The sequence below is a fragment of the Clavibacter nebraskensis NCPPB 2581 genome, assembly GCF_000355695.1.
Taxonomy (GTDB): Bacteria; Actinomycetota; Actinomycetes; order Actinomycetales; family Microbacteriaceae; genus Clavibacter; species Clavibacter nebraskensis.
Genome location: NC_020891.1, coordinates 1345629 through 1366992 on the forward strand (window position 1 = coordinate 1345629; position 21364 = coordinate 1366992).

Here is a 21364-nt window from a genome sequence, read left to right on the forward strand (position 1 = left end):
TCCCGCGGCCCGCCCGGGCTACTCGCCCTGGAGCAGGATGCCGTCCTGGATCGCGCGCTTCCGCAACGCCACCTTGGTGCCGACGTCGAAGCCCGCGACGCGGTACTTCTCGCGGATCCGCTTGAGGTACGACTTGGCCGTCTCCTCGGAGATGCCGAGGCTGTACGCCACCGACTTGACGGGCTCGCCGCCGCCGTAGAGCGCCATCACCCGGCGCTCCTGCGCGCTGAGCTTCGGAACGCCGCCGACGTCGGTGCTGTTGATGGCGAGGTCCAGCTCCGCGGAGATGTACGACTGGCCGTCGGCCGCGAGGCGGATCGCGTCGACGATCATGCTCGCGTCCTCGCTCTTCACGAGGTAGCCGAGGGCGCCCGACGCGAGGGCCTCGCGCACGACGTTCGGCTCCGAGTACGTGCTCATCAGCACGGTCTTGACACCCGTGGTCTTGAGCGTCGCGATCTTCAGCGAGATCGGCAGGTTGTCCTTGAGGTCGAGGTCGAGGAGCACGACATCGACGGGGAACCGCGGATGCGTCAGGAGATCGGGCCAGGTGGACACGGCGGCGACCATCTCGATGTCGGACGCGGCGTTGCGGATCCACTCGGTCAGGGCACCGAGCAGCATCCTGTGGTCGTCCACGATGGCGAGGGTGATCGGTCGGTTCTCAGCTGACACGTGCTCTCCGGTCCTTGTACGGGGCCCTCACCGGTCGGCGGGGTTGTCCACTACGCAGTCGATGGTGATGAGGAGGCTCGGACCGCGCGTGCTCTCGGTGTGCGTGCCGACCTTGTCGACAGCATCCCACGTCGAGGGATCCAGTCGCGTGCGGGGGAGCCCGGTCGTCGTGACGACGATGGGCACGACGGCGCGGCGGAGCGGCACGGGCAGCGCGCCGGGCCGCCGTCCCCGGAGCGGTCCGAGCGCGAGCTGCACCGAGACCTCGGGCACGCCGGTGCGCCGTTCGGTGGAGGTGAGCAGGAGCCAGACCGCCGACAGCAGCCCGTCGCGCTGGCGGCGGTCGAGGAGTCCCGCGAGGGCGCTCGGGTCGCTCAGGTTCACGTCCGGTCCGAGGAACTCCGACTCCGTGATGGCGTGGTGCAGCCACGTCTCGCGACGGCCCTCGATGAGGTGCAGCCGCAGCTCGGTGGCGAGCGACGCGGCCGTCGAGGCGGCGAGGGGCGACAGCGGGAGCGGCTCGCGCGCGTTCGCCACGTCGTCGAGGAGCTGCTCGGCCGCGAGGTCGAGGCGCGCTAGCTCCTCGGACGCCATCATGCCGACGGCGTAGCGCGGCGCGGAGACGGTGCTCTGTACGAGCACGCGGTCGAGCTCCATCTCGGTCAGGCGGCGGAAGCCGCGGACGACGGTCACCCCGAACGCCGCGGGCACGATGGCGCGGGCGATGGCGGAGATCTCGGGGGCGAGGTCGGCGGGTCGCACGGGATTTGAGAACAGGAACACGGCGAAGAGCACCACGCCGAGGGCGACGTCGACCGCCAGCACCTCGCGGGCCGGTCGGTACGTGACCGTGGTGAGGAGCGCGGCGCCGGCGGCGATGCCCGCCGTGGCGTGCTGCATCACGTCGCCGAGGGGCCACACCGCCACCAGGTCGAGCGCGACGACGATGCCCAGCCCGCCGACGAAGACCGCCATGAGCGGGCCGGGCATCCGGTCGCGGAGGGCGCGGATCGCGACGACGACCGCGGCGAGGAGGGCGACCAGGAGGATCCACGCGGTCGCCGTGAGCCCGGGCGACGGCATGAACCGGTAGTCGAGCGCGAAGCGGACGAGGCCGTACCCCATGGCGATGGCGCAAACGACCGCGGATCCGGCGCCCATGTACCCGAGGCCGATGGACGTCGCCTGCACCGGCGCGCCGGTGGGGAGGCGGATCCGACGGCTCGTGCGCGGGGGCGCGCCTTCCGCGCGGACGCTCACTTCGGCACCTCGAGGACGACCGTCGTCCCGGACCCGGGGGAGGAGAACAGCCGGGCGTTGCCGCCCACGTCGGTGAGGCGCGCGACGACGGACTCCTTGACGCCGAGCTTCGCCGGGTCCACGTGCGCGAGGTCGAAGCCGACGCCGGCGTCGGTGACCATGGCGCGGACGGTGGTGTCGTCGTCGGTGATGGTGACGTGCGCCTCGGTGACGCCCGCGTGCCGTCGCACGTTCTCCAGGCACTCCGCGAGCGAGAGGAGGAAGGCGTCGAGGATCTCGCTCGGCAGCAGGACCTGACCGGTGCCGTGCCAGCTCACCTCGAGCCCCATCCGCCCGAAGCGCTGCTTGACCGACTCCAGCGTGTTGCCGAGCACCGACTGCTCCACGGGCTCCAGGGTGTAGCCGCCCGACGCCTGCGGGGTGGGGTTCGCGCCCAGGCGGAGCTGTCGGAGGAGGCGCGCGTCGTCGGCCGCCTGCTGGCGCATGGCCTGCGGGGTGACGCCGACGCCGGAGTGCGCGAGGAGGGTGAGGGTGGCTAGCACGGTGTCGTGCAGGAGCCTGGCGCCCTGGCGTCGCTGGGCCTCGAGCTCGCTCGCCATGCGCTCGGCGCGGTGGGCGCGCCCGATGTCGGTGATGCGGCGACCGACCCGGTGCACGGCGACGCTCAGCCAATAGCCGAGGATCCCGGCGAGCATCCAGCCGAACACGTGCACGAGCACGACGTAGGGGAAGGCGGCGGTGGACCAGGAGGCGCCGACCGCGACGACGCTGGTGAGCACGAAGGCGGCCGCCACGACGCGGAGCCTGCCCGGTCGGATGGTCTCGAGGAGGGCGAGCGACCCGACGGCGCCCTCCGAGAGGTGGGTGAGCGCGGTGAGCGACGACGCGGAGCGCCCGCCGAGCTGCGCGACGACCATGGCCGCGAGGCCGGCGACGAGCACCACGACCATCCACCTGACGCGCGCGTCGGTCCCGATCCGCCACTGGGCGACGGCGAGCACGGCCAGGAGCGCGACGCTGCCCGCCGCGGCGGGCACGGGGATCTCGCCCGGCAGCAGGATGCACGCGGCGGCGACCGCCGTGAAGCTGAGGCCGTAGACGCGTGCGGTCCGCTGCAGCAGGCGCTCGCGCTCGCGCTTCATGCGATCCATCGGGTCCCCGCTCGGAGTGCGTCGACGCCGGTGGCGTGCGCTCGGTGTGCCTCCGATCCTAGGCGCGTCCGTCGCGCGCATTGCACGCCGACGTCGCGGCGCGGGACGATTGTCCACATGTCGTAGGATCGCCCGCCGCCCGCGAGGGCCGGATCCGCCCGATCGATCCGCGCCCTACTCCGGCGCGATCCAGCCGTGCCGGATCGCGTGGCGCCGCAGCAGGAGCTTCGTCCCGAGGTCCGTCCCCGCGTGCAGGTACTTGCGGCGTCCCCGCTTGATGTACGACTTGACGGTCTCCTCGGTCGTGCTCATCGCCTCCGCCACGTCGCGGATCGACCGCCCGCCCGCGTAGAGCACGAGCGCGCGCAGCTCCTGCTGGCCGAGCCGCGGGTCCTCCTCGGCGTGGAAGTCCTGCATCGCTTGCTGCACGAGCGCGGACTGTCGCGGCGTCCCGTCGGCGGCCGCGTGGATGCTCGCGATCAGCTCCTCCGACGACTCCGCCTTGGGCACCACCGCGGACGCGCCCGCGCGCATGGCGCCGTGGATGGTCGAGGGGTCGGCGTGCGTGCTCAGCAGCACGGACGTGAGGCCGGCGCCCGTGAGCGTGCGGATCTTCTGCGCGACGGGGACCTCGTCGCGGAGCGCGAGGTCGAGGACGACGACGTCGAACGCCTCGGGGAAGCGGTCGTCGCGCACGAGCCCGCTCCAGGTGGGGGAGGTGGCGACCACCTCGACGCCCGTGCGGGGACGGGAGAGCCGGGCGCTCAGGCCGTCGAGCAGGAGGACGTGGTCGTCGACCAGGGCCACACGCACCCGTTGGCCGTGGCCCGTCGCATGCAGCGGACGTCGGCTCATCGGTGCTCCCCTCGTACGCCGGTGCCCGGGGGCGGCGGCGTGCTCCCAGGGGAAGCATAGGAACGCATGTTGTCGCGGGCGATGCCGCACGCGGAACTCACCCCCGGACTGGGGCGCTCCTACACGGCGGCGTCGAGCAGGCGGGCGAGCTCGCGGCCCACGGCCTCGTTCTCGATGAGGAACCCGTCGTGTCCGTAGTCGGAGGAGATCACCACGACCTCGCCGCCGTCCAGGGAACCGGGCACGTGCCGCGCGATGAGCCGCTGGTCGGGGACGGGGAACAGCCGGTCGCTGTCGATGCCGACCACGAGGGTCGCCGCCCGCACCCGGGCGAGCGCGGCCTCGACGCCGCCGCGGTCGCGGCCCACGTCGTGCGAGCTCATCGCGTCGATGAGGCGGATGTAGCTGGTCGCGTCGAAGCGCCGGGTGAACTTGTTGCCGTGGAAGTCGAGGTACGACTCCACGGCGTAGCGGCCCTCGTCGCCCATCGGGCTGATGCCGCTCTGCCAGGAGCGGGAGAAGCGCTGGTTCAGCTCGTCCGGGCTCCGGTAGTTGAGGAGGGCCATGCGGCGGGCGAGCGCGAGGCCGCGGTGCGGGCCGTCGCCGTCGGCCGCGTCGAGGTAGTCGCCGTCGCGGTAGGCGGGATCCATCCGGATCGCCTCGGCCTGCACGGAGTTGAGCGCGATCTGGTCCGCGCTCGCGATGGCGGGGGCCGCGAGGATCGCGAGCCGGCGCATCCGATCGGGATGCCCCACGCCCCACTCGAGCGCCTGCATCCCGCCCATGGACCCGCCGATGACCGCGGCCCACACGTCGATGCCGAGCGCGTCCGCGAGGGCGGCCTGCACCCGCACCTGGTCGCGGATGGTGATGTAGGGGAACCGCGCGCCCCATTCGGCGCCGTCGGGCGCGACGGAGGCGGGGCCGGTCGTGCCCTGGCAGCCGCCCAGCATGTTGGGGGCGACGACGAACCAGTGGTCGGTGTCGACCGCGAGGCCCGGCCCCACGATGCCCGACCACCATCCGCCCGTCGGCTGGCCCGGGCCAGCGGGGCCGCGGAGGTGGCTGTCGCCCGTGAGCGCGTGCAGCACCAGCACCGCGTTGCTGCCGTCCGGGGCGCGCTCGCCGAAGGTCTCGTACGCGACGCGGACGGAGGGGATCCGCCCGCCCGACTCCAGCTCGATGCCGCCCACCTGCGCGAACAGGCGGTCGGCGACGGGGTCGCCCTCGCGCCACGCGCCCGACGCCGGCGGCCGGCCGATCAGGCAGCGGATCTGCGCGTCCGTCACGAGGCTCGACGGGACGGTGTCCTCGGGTGTCTGCCAGTCCATCGCGATCAGTGAAGCACCCGGGACGGGCGCGCGCCCCAGTGTTACGCCCCGCTCACCCGGGCGCCCGGGAGCATCGCGGCGCGGGCGTCGTCCTTGACCGCCCGCGCGGCGCGGAGCCCGACCGCGAGGTCCTCGATGATGTCGTCGATGCTCTCGAGCCCGACCGAGAGCCGGACGAGTCCCGGCGTGACGCCCGCGGTCAGCTGCTGCTCCGGCGTCAGCTGCGCGTGGGTCGTCGACGCGGGGTGGATGACGAGGCTCCGCACGTCGCCGATGTTGGCCAGGTGGCTGAACAGCTGCAGCGAGTCGACGAGCGCGCGCCCGGCGTCCACCCCGCCCTTGAGCTCGAAGGAGAGGACGGCGCCCACGCCGCGCGGCGCGTACCGGTTGGCGGCCGCGTACGACGGGCTCGTCGGCAGACCCGCGTAGTAGACGTCCGCGATGTCGTCGTGCGCGTCGAGCCACTCGGCGACGGCCTGCGCGTTCTGCACGTGCCGCTCGATCCGGAGGCTCAGCGTCTCGATGCCCTGGATCAGCTGCCAGGCGCTCGCCGGGGCGATGGACGCGCCCAGGTCGCGCAGCAGCTGCACGCGCGCCTTGGTGATGTACGCGAGGCCGTCGCCGAGCGCCTCGGCGTACGTGACGCCGTGGTACGACGGGTCGGGAGTCGTCAGGCCGGGGAAGCGCTCGCCGTGCTCGGACCAGCGGAAGCGGCCCCCGTCCACGACGAGGCCGCCGATGACCGTGCCGTGGCCGCCGAGGAACTTGGTGGCCGAGTGCACCACGACGTCCGCGCCGTGCTCGAACGGCCGGATGAGGTACGGCGTCGCGATCGTGTTGTCGACGATGAGCGGCACCCCCGCCCGGTGCGCCTCGTCGGCGACGGCGCGGATGTCGAGGATGTTGATGCGCGGGTTGCCGATCGTCTCCGCGAAGAACAGCTTGGTGCTCGGACGCACGGCCCGGGCCCAGGCCGCGGGGTCGTCCTGGTCCTCCACGAAGGTCGTCTCGATGCCGAGCTTCGCGAGCGTGTACTTGAACAGGTTGTAGGTGCCGCCGTAGATCGAGGAGCTCGAGACGATGTGGTCGCCCGCCTGCGCGATGTTGAGGACCGCGAACGTCGAGGCCGACTGCCCGGAAGCCACGAGGAGCGCGGCCGAGCCGCCCTCCAGGGCGGCGACGCGCTCCTCGACGACGGCCTGCGTCGGGTTCATGATGCGCGTGTAGATGTTGCCCGGCTGCGCCAGCGCGAAGAGGTCCTGCGCGTGCTGGGCGTCGTCGAATACGTAGGACGTGGTCTGGTAGATGGGCGTGGCGCGCGCATGGGTGACGGGATCGGGTGCCGCCCCCGCGTGGATCTGCTGCGTCTCGAAGCGCCAGCCCGCTGCCCGGTCCTCGTCGTGGTCGCTCATGGTCGTGCCTTCCCTCGTGCGTCGGCGCCGCCCGTGCGGGCGCATCACGACAGTAGGAAGCGCCCCGCGGCCGGTCAACGCGGGCCCGTCGCGGGGCGTAACCCGCGGGGCCGCGGGTTCCCTACGCTGGGGTCATGCCCACAGCCAAGAGGGTCGTCGTCACGGGTGCGAGCTCGGGGATCGGCGCCGCCACCGTCCGTCTTTTCCGGAGCCGCGGGTGGGACGTCGTCGGCGTCGCCCGCCGCGAGGACCGCCTGCGCGCGCTCGCCGAGGAGACCGGCGCGACGTCCGCGGTCGCCGACCTCACCGTGCAGGCCGACGTCGACGCGCTCCGCGACCACCTCCGCGCGACGGGCGACGTGCACGCGCTTGTCAACAACGCCGGGGGAGCCGTCGGGACCGACTCCGTCGAGGGCGGTTCGGCGGAGGACTGGGCCTGGATGTACGAGATCAACGTGCTCGCCGTGCAGCGCGTGACGAGCGCGCTCCTGCCGCTCCTCCGCGCCGGCGTGCCCGCGGGCGGCAGCGCCGACGTCGTGACGGTCAGCTCGATCGCCGCGCACGTGCCCTACGAGGGCGGCGGCGGGTACAACGCCGCGAAGGCCGCCGTGCACGCGATGCTCGGCGTGCTGCGCCTGGAGCTCGCGGGCGAGCCCATCCGCGTGATCGAGATCGCCCCGGGCCAGGTGCGCACGGAGGAGTTCTCGCTCGTGCGCTTCGGCGGCGACCGCGCGAAGGCCGACGCGGTGTACGACGGGGTCCCCGGACCGTTGACGGCGGAGGACGTTGCCGAGGCGATCGTGCACGCGGTGGAGCTGCCGCCGCACGTGAACGTGGACCTGCTCACCCTCAAGCCCGTGGCGCAGGCGGCCCCGCACAAGCTCGTGCGGAAGCCGCTCGCGGTCCGCGAGGACCTGACCGACCGCGGCTGATCGCGGACCGCCCCGGCATCGGGGTGCCCGCCGCCGTCAGGCCGCGGGCAGGGGCGCGTCGACCGGCACGTCGGGGAGCGGTCCGGTGAGGAACCCCTGCACCACGGGCCCGTGCAGGGCGATGACCGTCTCGGGCGACATGCTGGCGATGGGCTCGCTCCGCCAGATGTAGCGGGTGATGGCGATGCCGCCGAGGGCCGCCCCCACGAGCGAGTTGCGGATGTCCGCCTCCTCCGCGGGCATGCCCTCGGGCATGGCGCTCATCCAGTGCTGGGGCGCGGCATCGGCGAAGCGCCGGTAGGCGGCGCTGTCGTGGTCGGACGAGACGGTCACCCAGCGCATGATCGTGGATCCGACCGGGTGCTCCCACGTGTGCAGCGCCGCCGCGACGAGCGCCGCGCCGCGCTCCTCGACGGGCAGTTCCCGGAGGCGCAGGTACGGGGCGATGAGGTCCTCCGAGGGGCGCAGCGCCTCCTCGAGCAGAGCCTCCAGCGAGCCGAAGTAGTAGCGGACGAGGCTCGGGTCGACGCCCGCCGACGCGGCGATGCGGCGGGCGCTCACGCGGTCGGCGCCGGACTCGATGAAGAGCAGGCGGGCCGCCGCGATGATGCTGCCCCGGGCGTCGCCGGAGGTGCGCGGGCCGCGGCGCCGGCGTCCGGCGTCCTCCCCGCCGTGGTCGCGTGCATCGAGCTCGTTCGCCGTAACGGACATGGGGCGTCCCTCTCGTGTCATGAGCGACCAACGTAGTGTCCGGCCGATGGCCGGATGCCCCGGATGGGGGAATTGTGAACAACCCGTCGGCCGCCCTGTAGTTTCGTCGAGGCATGTCCGTGCCGCTCCCCGTGCTGCAGAAAGCCTCCGCGTGCCCCTGGTCCTCCCCCTCCCGTTCGAGATCGTCTCCCTGACGGTCCTCGTCCTCGTCCTCGTCGCCGACCTGCTGATCGTCTACCGGCGCCCGCACGTCCCCTCGACGAGGGAGTCGGCCCTCTGGGTCGCGTTCTACGTGGGGCTCGCGCTGGTCTTCGCGGTCATCATGCTGTTCGTCGCGGGCGGCGAGCACGCGGGCCAGTTCCTCGCGGGATGGCTGACGGAGTACAGCCTCAGCATCGACAACCTGTTCGTGTTCGTCATCATCATGAGCCGGTTCAGCGTGCCCCGGAAGTACCAGCAGGAGGTGCTCATGGTGGGCATCATCATCGCGCTGGTGCTCCGCGGGATCTTCATCCTGCTGGGCGCCGAGCTCATCGAGAGCTACAGCTGGATCTTCTACATCTTCGGCGCGTTCCTCCTCTACACGGCCGTCAAGCAGGCCGTGGGCGACGAGGACCAGGAGAGCGAGGACTCGCTCTTCATCCGGTTCCTCCGCCGGCGGCTGAAGATCGCGCCGGACTTCGACGGCTCGAAGGTCCGCACCGTCATCGACGGCCGCAAGGTGCTCACGCCCATGGTCATCGTGTTCGTCTCCATCGGCACCACGGACCTGATCTTCGCCCTCGACTCGATCCCCGCGATCTTCGGCATCACCGAGTCGCCGTTCATCGTCTTCACCGCGAACATCTTCGCGCTCATGGGCCTCCGCCAGCTCTACTTCCTGCTCGGCGGGCTGCTCGACCGGCTGGTGTACCTCAAGTACGGGATCGCGTTCATCCTCTTCTTCATCGGCGTGAAGCTCGTGCTGCACGCGATGCACGAGAACACGCTGCCGTTCGTCAACGGCGGCGAGGGCATCGAGTGGGCGCCTGAGATCCCGACCGTCGTGAGCCTCGTCGTGATCCTCGCCTCGATGGTGGTCGCCACCGTCGCCAGCCTCCTCAAGATGCGCGCCGACGGGATCCCCGTCACCGGGCCCGCGGCCGACACCGCCTCCGTAGAGCGCGGCGACGACGACAGGGACGCGCGATGACCGAGGCCCGCACCATCGCGCTCGGCGGGCGTCGCATCCACGTCAGCTGGGCCGCGCGCACGGACGTCGGCAGCGTGCGCGCCGTGAATGAGGACGGCCTCCTGGCCGACCCGCCCGTCTGGCTCGTCGCCGACGGGATGGGCGGGCACGCGTTCGGCGACCGCGCGAGCGCCACCCTCGTGGAGACCTTCGGCGGCCTGTCTGGCGACGCGCCCGTCACGCGCGACCTGATCGTCGAGGCGGTGGACGCGTCCAATGACGCGATCGGCGACCTGATCACGGGCGACGACCCGCCCGGCACGGTGGCCGGCACGACGCTCGCGGGCGTCGCGCTCGTGCGCTCGGACGCCGGGGACCCGCTCTGGATGGTCTTCAACGTCGGCGACTCGCGCGTCTACGCCTGGACGGACGGCCGCCTCGAGCAGGTGACCATCGACCACTCGGCCGTGCAGGAGCTCGTCGACCAGGGGCGGATGACCCGCGCCGAGGCCGAGCGGAGCCCCGTGCGGAACCTCATCACGCGGGCCGTCGGATCCCACGACGAGGTCGCCGCCGACGAGTGGCTGCTGCCGGTCGTCGACCACCAGGTCTTCCTCATCTGCTCCGACGGGCTCACCAAGGAGCTGGACGACCCGGCGATCTCCGGCGTGCTCCAGCTCGCGCGCGCGGACGGCGGCGGCGTCGACCGGGCGGCGGACGCCCTCGTCGCGCAGGCGCTCGCCTCCGGCGGCCGCGACAACGTGACCGTCGTGGTCATGGAGGCCGCCGCGGACGCGGAGCCGCTCGACGACGGGTCCGCGGGCGCGCCCACCACCTGAGGAATAGCGGCGGGCACCCGGCGTTAGACTCCCATGATGCGCGTGGGGACCCTCGCGCCACTGCCATGAGGAGAGCCGTGCAGCCTGCGAAGACCCTGGCCGAGAAGGTGTGGGCCGACCACCTGGTCGCCGAGGGGGAGGACGGCACGCCCGACCTCCTCTACATCGACCTCCACCTCGTGCACGAGGTCACCAGCCCGCAGGCCTTCGACGGGCTCCGCCTCGCCGGCCGCCCCGTGCGCCGCCCGGACCTCACCGTCGCGACCGAGGACCACAACACGCCGACGGTCGGCATCGACCGGCCCATCGCCGACCTGACGAGCCGCACGCAGATCCACACCCTCCGCAAGAACGCGGAGGAGTTCGGGATCCGGCTGCACTCGCTCGGCGACATCGAGCAGGGCATCGTGCACGTCGTCGGTCCGCAGCTCGGCCTCACCATGCCGGGCATCACGGTCGTGTGCGGCGACTCGCACACCTCCACGCACGGCGCGTTCGGCGCGATGGCGTTCGGCATCGGCACGAGCGAGGTCGAGCACGTCATGGCCACGCAGACCCTGCCGCTCCAGCCGTTCAAGACCATGGCGGTCACCGTCGAGGGCACGCTCCGCCCCGGCGTCACGGCGAAGGACATCATCCTCGCGGTCATCGCGCAGATCGGCACCGGCGGCGGGCAGGGCTACGTGCTCGAGTACCGCGGCAGCGCCATCCGCTCGCTCTCCATGGAGGGCCGGATGACGATCTGCAACATGTCGATCGAGGCGGGCGCGCGCGCCGGCATGGTCGCCCCCGACCAGACCACGTACGACTACCTGCGGGGCCGCCCGCACGCGCCGACCGGCGCGGACTGGGACGAGGCCGTCGCCTACTGGGACACGCTCGCGACCGACGACGACGCCGTGTTCGACGCGGAGGTCTTCCTCGACGCGGACGCCCTCGAGCCCTTCGTCACGTGGGGCACCAACCCCGGGCAGGGCGTCTCGCTCAGCGAGCCCGTGCCGGATCCCGCCTCCGTCGCCGACCCGAACGAGCGCGCCGCCGCCGAGCGCGCGCTCGCCTACATGGATCTCGCCCCCGGCACGCCCATGAAAGAGATCGCGGTCGACACCGTGTTCATCGGGTCCTGCACGAACAGCCGCGTGGAGGACCTGCGCGCCGCCGCGGAGATCGTGCGCGGCCGCACCAAGGCCGAGGGCGTCCGCGTGATGGTCGTCCCGGGCAGCGCGCGCGTGCGGCTCGAGGCCGAGGCCGAGGGGATCGACAAGGTCTTCACCGACTTCGGCGCAGAGTGGCGCTTCGCCGGCTGCTCCATGTGCCTCGGGATGAACCCGGACCAGCTCGCGCCGGGCGAGCGCTGCGCCTCCACGAGCAACCGCAACTTCGAGGGCCGGCAGGGCAAGGGCGGGCGCACGCACCTCGTGTCGCCGCTCGTGGCCGCGGCCACCGCGATCCGCGGCACGCTCTCGAGCCCATGGGACCTGCAGGAGGACGGCGTCGTCGACGCCGCGTCCATCCGCCAGGCCGCCGCCGTCGGACGGGGGGCCTGAGCCGTGGAGCCCATCAGCCGCGTCACCGGCACCGCCGTGCCGCTCAAGCAGTCCAACGTCGACACCGACCAGATCATCCCCGCCCAGTTCCTCAAGCGCGTCACCAAGACGGGATTCGAGGACGCGCTGTTCTTCCAGTGGCGGCAGGATCCCGACTTCTTCATCAACCAGCCGGTCTACGAGGGCGCCACCGTCCTCGTCGCCGGACCGGACTTCGGCACGGGCTCGTCCCGCGAGCACGCCGTGTGGGCGCTGCGCGACTACGGCTTCCGGGCCGTGCTCAGCCCGAGGTTCGGCGACATCTTCCGGGGCAACTCCGGGAAGCAGGGCCTCCTCACGGGGATCGTGACGGAGGACGACGTCGAGAGGCTGTGGGCCGCGATGGATGCGGAGCCCGGACTCGACCTGACCGTCGACCTCGTCGAGCGGATCGCCACGGCACCCGGCCTGACGGTCCCGTTCGAGATCGACGAATACACTCGGTGGCGACTCCTCGAGGGGCTCGACGACATCGCCCTCACCCTCCGGGACGAGGACGCCATCACCACCTTCGAATCACGACGGGCCGCATGGCGCCCGCGCACCTTGCCGGCCCGGCCGGCAGCTCTGGAGAACTGAATGAACTCACTAGTCAGCGACGCCAAGAAGGCGGGGGAGCGGGTGGGCCTCCTGTCCGACTCCATCGTGATCAACGGCGGCATCCCGCTGCGCGGTCGCATCGAGGTGCGCGGGGCCAAGAACCTGGCCACGAAGGCCATGGTCGCCTCGCTCCTCGGCGAGAGCCCCAGCCTCCTGCGCTCGGTGCCCGACATCAGCGACGTCCGCGTCGTCTCCGGCCTCCTCGAGGTGCACGGCGTCACGCTCCGCAAGGGCGAGCAGGAGGGCGACCTCATCCTCGACCCCAAGGACGTCGAGAGCGCCCACATGGCGGACATCGACGCGCACGCGGGCAGCTCTCGGATCCCGATCCTGTTCTGCGGTCCGCTCCTGCACCGGCTCGGCGAGGCGTTCATCCCCGACCTCGGCGGCTGCCGCATCGGCGACCGCCCCATCGACTTCCACCTCGATGCGCTGCGCGCCTTCGGCGCCGTCGTCGAGAAGCTCCCGAGCGGCATCCGCCTCACGGCTCCGAACGGCCTGAAGGGCGCGAACGTCGAGCTGCCCTACCCGAGCGTCGGCGCGACCGAGCAGGTGCTGCTCACGGGCGTGCGCGCCAAGGGCATCACGGAGCTGAAGAACGCGGCCATCGAGCCCGAGATCATGGACCTCATCGCGATCCTGCAGAAGATGGGCGCGATCATCTCCGTCGAGCCGAACCGCGTGATCCTCATCGAGGGCGTCGACCGCCTCGAGGGCTACACGCACCGCGCGCTCTTCGACCGCAACGAGGCCGCGAGCTGGGCCTCCGCCGCGCTCGCGACCGGCGGCGACATCTTCGTCGGCGGCGTGCGCCAGGCCGAGATGATGACGTTCCTCAACGTGTTCCGGAAGGTCGGCGGCGCCTTCGACATCGAGGAGGACGGCATCCGGTTCTACCACCCGGGCGGCGACCTCAAGCCCGTGGTCATCGAGACCGACGTGCACCCCGGCTTCATGACGGACTGGCAGCAGCCGCTCGTCGTGGCGCTCACGCAGGCGCCCGGCGTCTCGATCATCCACGAGACCGTGTACGAGAACCGCTTCGGGTTCACGGACGCGCTCAACGAGATGGGCGCCGACATCGTCGTGCACAAGGAGGGCCTCGAGGGCCACGAGCGCCGCGTGGCGCGTCGCGACTTCGAGCAGGCCGCGGTCATCACCGGGCCGACGCACCTGCACGGCGCGGACATCACCGTGCCCGACCTCCGCGGCGGGTTCAGCCACCTCATCGCCGCGCTCACGGCCGAGGGCCGGTCCACCGTCAGCAACGTCGGGATCATCTCGCGCGGCTACGAGGACTTCATCGGGAAGCTGCGCCAGCTGGGCGCGGACTTCTCGTACGAGGGATAGCCTCGCCGGCGGTGCCCGCGCCGCCCACGCCGACCGGGCGCGTCCACGAGGGACGCGCCCGGCCCTCCGTCGGGCGGATTACGGCGGGCGACCGACGACGACCGCGACCCCGACCGGAGGATCCATGGCGAACGAGAAGGCCCGACCGTCGATCTTCTGGGTGCTGGCCGCCCTCGTGCTGCCGGTGCTCAACACGGCCGTGCGGTTCGAGATCCGGAACCCCGAGCGCCTGCCGCGGACGGGTTCGTACGTGCTCGCGCCGAACCACTACAGCGAGATCGACCCCGTCGTGATGGGGGCCGTGGCGTGGAAGCTCGGGCGCCTGCCCCGCTTCCTCGCCAAGGCGTCGCTCTTCGACGTGCCGGTGGTGGGCTGGTTCCTCCGCCGCTCCGGCCAGATCCCGGTGCAGCGCGACGGCGGTGTCCGCGGCGGCCAGGCGATCGAGGCCGCGTCGGATCTCGCGCACGACGGCCGCATCGTCGTCGTCTACCCCGAGGGGACGCTCACGCGCGACCCCGACCTCTGGCCCATGCGCGGCAAGACCGGCGCCGTGCGCCTCGCCCTGCAGGCCGGGATCCCCGTGATCCCCGCCGCCCACTGGGGCACGCAGCAGCTCATGGGCCGCTACTCGAAGCGCCTGCGGCTCTTCCCGCGGAAGACGATCCACGTCGTCATCGGCGAGCCCGTCGACCTCGACCGCTTCCGCGACCGGAGCCTCGACTCCGCGACCCTCACCGAGGCGACCGCCGTCGTCATGGCCGCCATCACGCAGCTCGTGGAGGAGCTGCGCGGCGAGACCGCCCCGACCGAGCGGTGGGATCCCCGCTCGAAGAACCAGAAGGAGACCGGCCGTTTTGATTGACGCGACCGCGCGCCCGACCCCCGCACCCGCCGCATCGGCGCCCGACCCGAGCGCAGGGGAGCGGCGTCGCATCGTCGTCCTCGGCGCCGGCAGCTGGGGCACCACGTTCGCGAAGGTGATGGCCGACGGCGGGAACGACGTCGTCATGTGGGCCCGACGACCGGAGCTCGCCCAGGAGATCACCGAGGCCAAGCGCAACAGCGACTACCTGCCGGGGATCAACCTGCCGCAGCGGCTCACGGCCGACCCGTCGCTCGAGCGCGTCCTCGCCGGCGCAACCGACGTGTTCGTCTCGGTGCCCAGCCAGACGCTGCGCGCCAACCTCGAGGCCGCGCGCGACCTCATCCCGTCCGACGCCGTGGTCGTCAGCCTGATGAAGGGCGTGGAGAAGGGAACCGGCCTCCGCATGAGCGAGGTGATCCAGGAGGTGCTCGGCATCGCCCCGGAGCGCATCGCCGTGGCGTCGGGTCCGAACCTCGCGCTCGAGATCGCTCGCGAGCAGCCCACGGCCGTCGTGGTGTCGTCCGCGGACCAGGCGACGGCCGAGCGCGTGGCGAAGATCGCCCGCAGCCCCTACTTCCGCTCGTTCGTGAACACCGACGTGATCGGCACCGAGTTCGGCGGCGTGCTCAAGAACCTCATCTCCGTCGCGGTGGGCATCGTCGACGGCGTCGGCTACGGCGAGAACACGAAGGCGTCGATCATCACGCGCGGCCTCGCCGAGATGACCGCGTTCTCTGTGGCCTACGGCGCCCGCGCGGAGACGCTCGCGGGGCTCGCGGGGTTGGGCGACCTCATCGCCACGTGCGAGTCGTCGCTGTCGCGCAACAACACCGCGGGCCGCCTGCTCGGCCAGGGCTACAGCTTCACCGACGTCGTGAAGAGCATGCAGCAGACGGCCGAGGGGCTCTCCTCCGTCGCGCCCGTGCTCGAGCTCGCCCGTCAGCGCGGCGTGCTCATGCCGATCGTCGAGCAGGTGTCGCAGGTGCTGGCGGGCACGCTGTCGCCGCGCGACATTGCCCCGCACCTGACCACCGACGACGACACGCCCCAGGGGGAGTGACCATGACCGCACGGATCCGCGTGGTGCTGCTCTTCGGCGGCACCTCCAGCGAGCACTCCATCAGCTGCGCGACCGCGAGCGGCGTGCTCGGCGCCATCGACCGGGAGCGGTTCGAGGTGATCCCGGTGGGCATCACGCCGGCCGGGGCCTTCACGCTCCAGGAGGACGACGCCTCCGCCCTCGCCCTCGACGCCGACGCGCTGCCCCAGGTGGCCGACAACGGCACGCGCGTGCGCTGGCCCGAGGACGCGGGCAGCCGCCAGCTCACGGTGCGCGACGCGGACGGCACCGAGCGGTCGCTCGGCCGGGTGGACCTCGTCTTCCCGATCCTGCACGGCACGCAGGGCGAGGACGGGACCGTGCAGGGCATGCTCGAGCTCGTCGGCCTGCCCTACGTCGGATCCGGCGTGCTCGCCTCCGCGCTCGGCATGGACAAGCACTACGCGAAGACCGTCCTGAGCGCCGCGGGCATCGCGGTCGCGCCGTGGGTCACGGTCTCGCGCCACGAGTGGGCCGCCGACCCCGCTGGCGTCCGGGAGCGGGCGGCCGCGCTGGGGCTGCCGGCGTTCGTGAAGCCGGCCCGCGCCGGATCCAGCGTGGGCGTGAGCCGCGTCGCCGAGTCCGACGAGCTCGACGCCGCCCTCGAGGTCGCCTTCCGAGAGGACGACCGCGTGCTCGTCGAGTCGGGCCTCGTCGGCCGTGAGGTCGAGTGCGCGATCCTCGACGAGGGCCCGGGCCGCGAGCCCAGCGCCTCCGTCGCGGGCGAGATCGTGGTGTCCGGCCGCGACTTCTACGACTTCGACGCGAAGTACCTCGGCGCGGACGGCATCGACCTGGTGTGCCCGGCCGACGTCACCGACGCCGAGCTCGCGCGGCTGCGGGAGCTGTCGATCCGCGCGTTCCGCGCCGTCGACGGCCGGGGGCTCGCGCGCGTGGACTTCTTCCTCACCTCCGACGGCTTCGTGCTCAACGAGATCAACACGATGCCGGGCTTCACGCCCATCTCGATGTTCCCCGCGTGCTGGGAGGCGTCCGGCCTCGCGTACCCGGACCTCATCTCGCGCCTGCTGGACGTGGCGCTCGCGTGGGAGGCGGATGGCGCCCGCGACTGACCCCGGTCGTCGCGGGGCGATGAGCCTAGGCTCGGGCGCATGCTCGTAGGACGATCCGTCGCCCGGCCCCGCCTCCACCCCGACGCCCGACCCGGCCGGATCCTGCGGCTCGGGGACCGGTCGTCGTCACCGCGTCCGGGGGCGGCCACGTGTCCGGCGACGCCAGCGCGCCCCACCGTCTCCGTCGTGATCCCCGTGCGCGACGACGCGGGGCACCTGCGCGCGTGCCTCCGGGCCCTCACGGGGCAGACCGTCGCGCCTGACGAGGTCGTCGTGGTCGACAACGCGTCCCGCGACGACAGCGCGGACGTGGCGCGCGAGGCGGGCGCACGCGTCGTGCACGAGCCCGTGCTGGGGATCCCCGCGGCCGCGTCCGCCGGCTACGACGCCGCGCGCTCGGAGGTCATCGCCCGGCTCGACGCCGACTGTGTACCGCCCGCCGACTGGATCGAGCGGCTCGGCGACGTGCTCGCCGCCCGTCCCGACGTCGCCGCCGTCACGGGCGCCGCGCGGTTCCTCGACGGGCCACGAGCGCTCCGCGGGGTCGCGGTGGTCGCCTACCTCGGCGCGTACTTCGCGTCCGTGACGCTCGCGCTCGGGCACCCGCCGCTGTTCGGATCCAACTTCGCGCTCCGCCGCGACGTCTGGCTCGCCGTCCGCGCCGAGGTGCACCGCGAGGGCACGCACCTGCACGACGACATCGACCTGTCCGTGCACCTGGGCCCCGAGCACCGCATCGTGCTCGACCCGCACCTCGGCATGGGGATCAGCATGCGGCCGCTCACCCGGCCGTCGACCCTGCCGCTCCGGATGAGCCGCGGCATGGCGTCGCTGACCGTGCACTGGCCGCGCGAGCTGCCGTGGCTGCGCTGGTGGCGGACGGGTGCGCGGGTGCTCGACGAGCGCGGCGCACGGCGGCCGTCCGGACCCGCACGCGGCCGCGTCGGGGGCACGGGACCCGCGCCGACCGGGTCGCTCCCGGTCAGCTCCCCGGAGGCGGCGCGTCCCCGAGGTCCTGCGCGCTGACGCACTTCGCGGTCTGCGGGATGACCGCGACGACGCCGCTGAGGTCGGTGAGCGCGGTGTAGCTGGCCTGCGTGGAGTCGATGACGACCTCGACGGCGGGCGTGCGGCCGTAGGTCGTGTAGCGGATGTCGGGGGCGCGGGAGTCGTCCTCGACCCAGTCGACGTCGTCGTAGCTGATGCACGCGTCCGTCGTCGGGCCGGGCGTCGCCACGCCGCAGCGGAGGATCACGGTGCTCTGCGGGTCACCCCAGGCGCCCGTGCCCTGCGCGTCGGTCTCGCGGAGCGGCGCGGTGCCGAGCGTCGCCGGCAGGTGGACGACCACGTCGGCGCACAGCGGATCGGTCGCGCCGGGTGCCGCCTCGAGGGAGACCGTGGGGGCGCAGCCGGCGACGGCGAGGGCGATGCCGCACGCGGCGGCCGCGGCGGCGACGGGGCGCAGCAGGGCGCGGGCGGGGCGGCGGGGAGTCATCGCGATCAGGCTACCGTGGCAGTCGTGACGACTCCTGGGACGCCCTCCGACCGCGACACGGCCACCCTCGGGAGCGCGGGGGAGCTCGCGACCCTGGCGCGGATCCTGCCCCATCTGCCCGCCGCGGACGACGCCGAGGTGGGCCCGGGCGACGACTGCGCGGTCGTGCGGGCGCCCGACGGCCGCTTCGTCATCACGACGGACATGATGATCGAGGGCCCCGACTTCCGCCTGGCCTGGTCGACGCCCCACGACCTCGGGCGCCGGGCGGCGACCTCGAACCTCGCGGACGTGGCCGCCATGGGCGCCCGGCCGACCGCGCTCCTCGTCGCCATCGCGGCCCCGGCGGGCACGCCGGTCGCCGACCTCGAGGCCCTCGCCGACGGGCTCCGGGAGGGCTGCAGCCTGCAGGCACCGGGATGCGGGGTCGTCGGCGGCGACCTGTCCGTCTCGGACGCGCTGGTGATCACGGTCACGGCCACGGGCGACCTCGAGGGGCGCGACCCCGTGCTGCGCTCGGGCGCGCGCCCCGGCGACGTGATCGCGGTGGCCGGCGCGCTCGGCGTGGCCGCGGCCGGCGTCCGCCTCCTCTTCGACCTCGCCAGGAGCACGGCACCGGGCGGCGACCTCGTCCCCGACGCGGTGCTCGCCCGGGCGCTGCGGGCGTCCCACCCCGCCGCGGTCGAGGCGCAGCTGGCGCCGGTCGCGCCGCTCACCGCCGGGGTCGACGCGGCGCGTGCCGGCGCGACCGCGATGCTCGACGTCTCCGACGGCCTCCTCCTCGACCTCGGCCGCATGGCCCGCGCGAGCGGCGTCGGCATCGACCTCGCATCCGCCGACCTCGCCGACGACGCCCGCCGGGTCGCCGCCGCGCACCCGTCGCTGCCGCCCGCGGCCCTCGACCTCGTGCTCACCGGGGGAGAGGACCACGCGCTCGTCGCGGCGTTCCCGGCGGGCGCGTCGCTGCCGGAGCCGTTCCGCGCGATCGGCGTGGTCGCGGCCGCCGGGCCCGACGGTCCGGCCGTGACGGTCGACGGCGCGGCGTACGAGGGGCCGCGCACGCCGCTCGGCGGCTGGGATCCCTACGCCGACTGGGACGGGGCGCGCTAGGTCGCGGGCTCCTCCGCGTCGTCCAGCTGCTCCTCGTCGTCGGGCGATCCGGCGACCGCCCACCACACGACGGTGTCGCCGTACGCCTTCCGGCGGTCGAGCGCGATCCCCGCGGGCCACGTCGGCTCGGCCGAGCGCGCGCTGCGCTCCACCATCACCACGGCCCCGTCGACGAGCCGCGTGACGAGCGCGGCCAGCTCCTCCGCCAGCTCGGCGTCGCCCACCTCGTACGGCGGATCCAGGAACGCGACGTCGTAGGTGCCGCGGTCGCCCGCGAGGAAGGCGCGCACGCTCTGGGCGGCCACCCGGATCCGCGGCTCGCCCCCCTTCGGCGCCGCGCGCTCGACGATGCCCGCGTTCGACCGGCAGACGGCGGCGGCCGGCACCGCGCGCTCCACGAGGACGACTTCGCGCGCGCCGCGGCTGGCGGCCTCGAGGCCGAGGGCCCCGGATCCGGCGTACAGGTCGAGGACGCGCGCGCCGTCGAGCGCGTCCCGGGCCTCGAGCCCGGAGAACAGGGCCTCGCGCACGCGGTCGCTCGTCGGGCGCGTGCCCGTCCGCGGGACGCGGAGGACGAGGGAGCCGGCGAACCCGGCGACGATGCGGGTCACGACGCGATCCCGGCGGGATGCGGGAGGGCGGCGTTCGGAGCGGGGTGCACGGGCGACCACGCTACCCGGCATGTCCGCCCCGGAGGCGGGGCGGACGCTCCCGGATCGCTGACGTATGCTGCCAAGACGCCCACGACGCTGGAGGAACTCCGTGACGAGTCCCGAGTCCGAGTCCGTCCCCCTGAACGCCGGGTCGGGACAGCCGCCCGCCCGCATCCGCGCCGCCGCGCGTCAGGCCGACCGCAGCCACGGTGCGCCCGCCATGCCGCTCGAGGAGGTGCGCCTGCTCGCCGACCTCATCCTCGGCAACATCGACTCCGTCATGTCCGGCAAGCACGATGCCACCCGCATGGCGCTCACCGTGTTCCTCTCCGGCGGCCACCTCCTCATCGAGGACGTGCCGGGCGTCGGGAAGACCATGCTCGCCAAGGCGCTCGCGCGGAGCGTCGACTGCACCATCAACCGGATCCAGTTCACGCCCGACCTCCTGCCTTCGGACGTCACGGGCGTCTCCGTCTACAGCCAGGCGGACCACCGCTTCGAGTTCCAGCCGGGCGCCGTGTTCGCGAACATCGTCATCGGCGACGAGATCAACCGCGCGAGCCCCAAGACGCAGTCGGCGCTCCTCGAGTGCATGGAGGAGGGGCAGGTCACGGTCGACGGCGTCACGCATCCGCTGCAGCAGCCCTTCACGGTGGTCGCCACCCAGAACCCGGTCGAGATGGAGGGCACGTACGCGCTCCCGGAGGCGCAGCGCGACCGCTTCATGGCCCGCATCTCGATGGGCTACCCCGACGCCTCCGCGGAGCTCGCCATGCTCCGCTCGCGCGACACCGTGAGCCCGCTCGACGAGCTGCGGCCGGTCGTCGACGCGGAGGAGCTCGACGCGATGATGCACGCGGCCCGCGGCGTGTACGTGTCCGACCCCGTGTCCCGCTACACCGTCGCGATCGTGCAGGCCACGCGCGGCCACGAGGACATCCGCCTCGGCGCGAGCCCCCGCGCCACCCTCCAGCTCATCCGCGCGGCGAAGACCCGGGCGGCGCTCGACGGGCGCGACTTCGTGCTGCCCGACGACGTCGACGCCCTCGCGGCGCCCGTGCTCGCGCACCGGCTCGTCGCGACCGGTCGCGCGCTCGGCCAGCGCGGTCGCGGCCAGGCCGCCGTGGTCGAGATCCTCGAGCGCATCGTCGCGTCGACCGCCGTGCCGCTGAGCGCCGCCGGACGGACGCGCTGAC

21 protein-coding genes are annotated in these 21364 nt (G+C 73.2%); 12 read left to right on the forward strand and 9 right to left on the reverse strand.

The window, feature by feature from the left end; all coding sequences use genetic code 11:
• Positions 1–18: 18 nt before the first annotated feature.
• The 6 genes from CMN_RS06380 to CMN_RS06405 all read right to left on the reverse strand — a co-directional run bounded on the left by CMN_RS06380 (position 19) and on the right by CMN_RS06405 (position 6684).
• Complete coding sequence (locus CMN_RS06380) at positions 19–675, reverse strand: response regulator transcription factor (protein ID WP_012038017.1); 657 nt, start codon at positions 673–675, stop codon at positions 19–21.
• Between the two features lie 27 nt (positions 676–702).
• On the reverse strand, positions 703–1935 hold the full coding sequence (locus tag CMN_RS06385; protein WP_015490020.1) for a hypothetical protein: 1233 nt from the start codon (positions 1933–1935) through the stop codon (positions 703–705).
• Entirely contained in the window at positions 1932–3086 is a 1155-nt protein-coding gene (locus tag CMN_RS06390; RefSeq protein ID WP_015490021.1) for a sensor histidine kinase, read from the reverse strand. The genes CMN_RS06385 and CMN_RS06390 overlap by 4 nt, the downstream gene beginning before the upstream one ends.
• A 174-nt stretch (positions 3087–3260) precedes the next feature.
• Positions 3261–3941: a response regulator transcription factor gene (locus CMN_RS06395; protein ID WP_015490022.1), complete on the reverse strand. Its 681-nt coding sequence runs from the start codon at positions 3939–3941 to the stop codon at positions 3261–3263.
• 119 nt (positions 3942–4060) lie between these two features.
• The gene (metX, locus tag CMN_RS06400) at positions 4061–5272 is read right to left on the reverse strand and encodes a homoserine O-acetyltransferase MetX (RefSeq protein ID WP_015490023.1); all 1212 of its coding nucleotides are present in this window, start codon (positions 5270–5272) and stop codon (positions 4061–4063) included.
• Between the two features lie 41 nt (positions 5273–5313).
• A complete protein-coding gene (locus CMN_RS06405) occupies positions 5314–6684 on the reverse strand; it encodes a bifunctional o-acetylhomoserine/o-acetylserine sulfhydrylase (RefSeq protein WP_015490024.1) in 1371 nt (456 codons plus the stop codon).
• 134 nt (positions 6685–6818) lie between these two features.
• Here CMN_RS06405 and CMN_RS06410 point away from each other — a divergent pair, with 134 nt between their 5' ends.
• Positions 6819–7616 carry an SDR family NAD(P)-dependent oxidoreductase gene (locus tag CMN_RS06410; protein ID WP_015490025.1) on the forward strand — a complete coding sequence of 266 codons (798 nt, stop codon included), beginning with the start codon at positions 6819–6821 and terminating at the stop codon, positions 7614–7616.
• A 36-nt stretch (positions 7617–7652) separates the two neighbouring features.
• On the opposite strand, the gene CMN_RS06415 is transcribed toward CMN_RS06410, so the two are convergent.
• Positions 7653–8327: a TetR/AcrR family transcriptional regulator gene (locus tag CMN_RS06415; RefSeq protein ID WP_015490026.1), complete on the reverse strand. Its 675-nt coding sequence runs from the start codon at positions 8325–8327 to the stop codon at positions 7653–7655.
• Between the two features lie 151 nt (positions 8328–8478).
• Here CMN_RS06415 and CMN_RS06420 point away from each other — a divergent pair, with 151 nt between their 5' ends.
• From CMN_RS06420 to CMN_RS06460, 9 genes are all read left to right on the forward strand, one after another.
• Positions 8479–9519: a TerC family protein gene (locus tag CMN_RS06420; RefSeq protein ID WP_015490027.1), complete on the forward strand. Its 1041-nt coding sequence runs from the start codon at positions 8479–8481 to the stop codon at positions 9517–9519.
• Positions 9516–10337, forward strand: a complete 822-nt coding sequence (locus CMN_RS06425) for a PP2C family protein-serine/threonine phosphatase (protein ID WP_015490028.1) — start codon at positions 9516–9518, stop codon at positions 10335–10337. The genes CMN_RS06420 and CMN_RS06425 overlap by 4 nt, the downstream gene beginning before the upstream one ends.
• 65 nt (positions 10338–10402) lie before the next feature.
• Positions 10403–11884, forward strand: coding sequence for a 3-isopropylmalate dehydratase large subunit (leuC, locus tag CMN_RS06430; protein ID WP_041465253.1), 1482 nt, complete (start codon positions 10403–10405; stop codon positions 11882–11884).
• Positions 11885–11887: 3 nt separating this feature from the next.
• Positions 11888–12502, forward strand: a complete 615-nt coding sequence (leuD, locus tag CMN_RS06435) for a 3-isopropylmalate dehydratase small subunit (RefSeq protein WP_015490030.1) — start codon at positions 11888–11890, stop codon at positions 12500–12502.
• On the forward strand, positions 12503–13873 hold the full coding sequence (gene murA / locus CMN_RS06440) for a UDP-N-acetylglucosamine 1-carboxyvinyltransferase (protein WP_015490031.1): 1371 nt from the start codon (positions 12503–12505) through the stop codon (positions 13871–13873). It abuts the gene before it with no gap.
• 124 nt (positions 13874–13997) lie between these two features.
• Positions 13998–14735 carry a lysophospholipid acyltransferase family protein gene (locus CMN_RS06445; protein WP_015490032.1) on the forward strand — a complete coding sequence of 246 codons (738 nt, stop codon included), beginning with the start codon at positions 13998–14000 and terminating at the stop codon, positions 14733–14735.
• Complete coding sequence (locus tag CMN_RS06450; protein ID WP_015490033.1) at positions 14728–15798, forward strand: NAD(P)H-dependent glycerol-3-phosphate dehydrogenase; 1071 nt, start codon at positions 14728–14730, stop codon at positions 15796–15798. Before CMN_RS06445 ends, CMN_RS06450 begins: the two co-directional genes overlap by 8 nt.
• A 2-nt stretch (positions 15799–15800) precedes the next feature.
• Entirely contained in the window at positions 15801–16910 is a 1110-nt protein-coding gene (locus CMN_RS06455) for a D-alanine--D-alanine ligase family protein (RefSeq protein WP_015490034.1), read from the forward strand.
• A gap of 39 nt (positions 16911–16949) precedes the next feature.
• Positions 16950–17936: a glycosyltransferase family A protein gene (locus tag CMN_RS06460; protein ID WP_015490035.1), complete on the forward strand. Its 987-nt coding sequence runs from the start codon at positions 16950–16952 to the stop codon at positions 17934–17936.
• Here CMN_RS06460 and CMN_RS06465 read toward each other — a convergent pair.
• Positions 17893–18405, reverse strand: coding sequence for a DUF3515 family protein (locus tag CMN_RS06465; RefSeq protein ID WP_015490036.1), 513 nt, complete (start codon positions 18403–18405; stop codon positions 17893–17895). The two genes, CMN_RS06460 and CMN_RS06465, sit on opposite strands and share 44 nt — an antisense overlap.
• A 24-nt stretch (positions 18406–18429) precedes the next feature.
• Between CMN_RS06465 and CMN_RS06470 the strand changes: the two genes are divergently transcribed.
• The gene (locus CMN_RS06470) at positions 18430–19515 is read left to right on the forward strand and encodes a thiamine-phosphate kinase (protein WP_015490037.1); all 1086 of its coding nucleotides are present in this window, start codon (positions 18430–18432) and stop codon (positions 19513–19515) included.
• On the opposite strand, the gene rsmD is transcribed toward CMN_RS06470, so the two are convergent.
• Positions 19512–20126, reverse strand: a complete 615-nt coding sequence (gene rsmD / locus CMN_RS06475; RefSeq protein ID WP_015490038.1) for a 16S rRNA (guanine(966)-N(2))-methyltransferase RsmD — start codon at positions 20124–20126, stop codon at positions 19512–19514. The genes CMN_RS06470 and rsmD overlap by 4 nt on opposite strands.
• Before the next feature lie 262 nt (positions 20127–20388).
• Between rsmD and CMN_RS06480 the strand changes: the two genes are divergently transcribed.
• A complete protein-coding gene (locus CMN_RS06480; protein WP_041465472.1) occupies positions 20389–21363 on the forward strand; it encodes an AAA family ATPase in 975 nt (324 codons plus the stop codon).
• Position 21364: the final 1 nt, after the last annotated feature.

Coding starts and splice junctions, on each gene's coding strand:
- CMN_RS06390 (WP_015490021.1), bottom strand. CDS start 3,086: ATGGATCGCATGAAGCGCGAGCGCGAGCGCCTGCTGCAGCGGACCGCA.
- CMN_RS06395 (WP_015490022.1), bottom strand. CDS start 3,941: ATGAGCCGACGTCCGCTGCATGCGACGGGCCACGGCCAACGGGTGCGT.
- metX (WP_015490023.1), bottom strand. CDS start 5,272: ATGGACTGGCAGACACCCGAGGACACCGTCCCGTCGAGCCTCGTGACG.
- CMN_RS06405 (WP_015490024.1), bottom strand. CDS start 6,684: ATGAGCGACCACGACGAGGACCGGGCAGCGGGCTGGCGCTTCGAGACG.
- CMN_RS06410 (WP_015490025.1), top strand. CDS start 6,819: ATGCCCACAGCCAAGAGGGTCGTCGTCACGGGTGCGAGCTCGGGGATC.
- CMN_RS06415 (WP_015490026.1), bottom strand. CDS start 8,327: ATGTCCGTTACGGCGAACGAGCTCGATGCACGCGACCACGGCGGGGAG.
- CMN_RS06425 (WP_015490028.1), top strand. CDS start 9,516: ATGACCGAGGCCCGCACCATCGCGCTCGGCGGGCGTCGCATCCACGTC.
- leuC (WP_041465253.1), top strand. CDS start 10,403: ATGAGGAGAGCCGTGCAGCCTGCGAAGACCCTGGCCGAGAAGGTGTGG.
- murA (WP_015490031.1), top strand. CDS start 12,503: ATGAACTCACTAGTCAGCGACGCCAAGAAGGCGGGGGAGCGGGTGGGC.
- CMN_RS06445 (WP_015490032.1), top strand. CDS start 13,998: ATGGCGAACGAGAAGGCCCGACCGTCGATCTTCTGGGTGCTGGCCGCC.
- CMN_RS06455 (WP_015490034.1), top strand. CDS start 15,801: ATGACCGCACGGATCCGCGTGGTGCTGCTCTTCGGCGGCACCTCCAGC.
- CMN_RS06460 (WP_015490035.1), top strand. CDS start 16,950: ATGCTCGTAGGACGATCCGTCGCCCGGCCCCGCCTCCACCCCGACGCC.
- CMN_RS06465 (WP_015490036.1), bottom strand. CDS start 18,405: ATGACTCCCCGCCGCCCCGCCCGCGCCCTGCTGCGCCCCGTCGCCGCC.
- CMN_RS06480 (WP_041465472.1), top strand. CDS start 20,389: ATGCCGCTCGAGGAGGTGCGCCTGCTCGCCGACCTCATCCTCGGCAAC.